The organism is Frankia sp. CcWB2 (assembly GCF_977927585.1).
Genome location: NZ_CDWRCM010000135.1, coordinates 1 through 1,601 on the forward strand (window position 1 = coordinate 1; position 1,601 = coordinate 1,601).

Here is a 1,601-nt window from a genome sequence, read left to right on the forward strand (position 1 = left end):
CACGCCAGCGACGTGACCCGGGCCACCGTGCCCACCGGCCAGGGGCTGAAGGCCCTGGCGACGAGCGACGCCACCGCACGGGCGGCGATACCCTCCGACCGTGCGCACGCCTCACCTCCTCCGCCGTTTCCCGTTCCGGCGGCTCGCCGTGGCTCCCGCCGCCGCGGTCGTCGTCGGCCTCGGCCTGAGCGGCTGCGAGCGGCCGACTCCCCTGGTGACCATGGAGTCCGGGGGACACTTCGTGCAGACGAACGCCGCGCAGTACGAGTGGGACGGGACGGTGATCCAGAAATCGGTATCACCGCCGCACATCACGGTCAGGCCCGGAAACGCCATCAACATCGACGTGCCGACGTCGGTCGCCGACCGCGGCTACTTCCTCGTCCTGGGCAGGGAGCGGGTGACCGACAAGATCAACGAGACGCACTACCGGTACGTTCCCGCCAAGAACACGCCTGCCCTGCTCGTGGTGTTCGCGCTTCCCGAGGCAGGCAGCTCCAGCGACCAGGCGTCGGGAAGCTGGCCGTTCCTGGTCACCTTCAAGCCCTGACCCACCGCCGGCCGCTCCGCCGCCGGACCGGAACCAACGACCCACGCACACCAGCCCCCGAACGGGGATACACCGTGCGCGCAGCGTGCCATACCTCCCCACTGGGACCACGCAGCGTCGTCCGCGATGCTAAGATCCGGCAACAAGTCCGATTTGCACCCCATCGAAAACCCCGTACTGTTACCCAGCTGTCCGGTGCGGTGGTGTTCGGGCGGATCGACCGACAGTATGCGACGACAGACGAGGACGTCCCCAGATCATGATCCGGACCTGATCGTGAGCCGCACCCTGATCGTGACCGCAGTGACCGCCGAAGCGGACGCGGTGTGTGCCGGCCTGATGGGCAGCTGGTCGCGCGGCCGGACCAGAACCCCCATCGGACCGGGCAGCCTGGTGTCCCCCGAATGGGACCGCCAGCTTCTCACCACCTCCACCCTGGGCCCCTACGTGGGCCGGCGACGCGGACCGGTGACGGTGCTCGCGGCAGGCACCGGCGGCCCGGCCGCGGCGGCGGGCACCGCGGTGGCAATGTCGGTGGCGAGCGCGGCGGGGCAGCCGTTCAGCCTGGTCGTGGCGATGGGGATCGGCGGTGGGTTTCGCGGCTGGGCGGAGATCGGGGACATCGTCCTCGCCGATCGCATCGTCGCCGCCGACCTCGGCGCGGAGTCCGGCCTTGACGAGGAACCGCCCGCTCCGCTGATCGGCCGCATCAGCGAGATGGACCGCAATCTCGGGTTCCACAGCAACGGCGCGCCGGCACCCCGCGGCGGCCCCGCCCACTTGCCGAACCCCGCGGGGTCGTTCCTGAGCCTGGAGGATCTCGGGCTCGGTTCGTCCACGGTGGTCCCGGATCCGGACCTCATCCACCGCCTGGGCACGGTGCTCGACGCCACCGGGCGGCGGATCGTCACGGGTAGCGTGATCAGCGTGTCGACGGTGACGGGCACCGAACGTCGGGCCACGGCGCTGACCGAGCGGCTGGACCCGGTGGCGGAGTCGATGGAGGGGTACGCCGTCGGGGTGGCCGCCCGGGCCTTCGGCGTCCCGGTGG

The 1,601-nt window shown here is 71.1% G+C and carries 2 protein-coding genes; both read left to right on the forward strand.

Translation table 11 applies throughout. The annotated features are described in order from the left end of the window. The first annotated feature begins 100 nt into the window (after window positions 1–100). Entirely contained in the window at window positions 101–550 is a 450-nt protein-coding gene (locus tag ACY45C_RS14550) for a hypothetical protein (protein ID WP_462188143.1), read from the forward strand. 276 nt (window positions 551–826) lie between these two features. Continuing rightward, window positions 827–1,601 (forward strand): futalosine hydrolase (gene mqnB, locus ACY45C_RS14555; protein WP_462188144.1); only part of this gene is annotated, 775 nt, incomplete at its 3' end.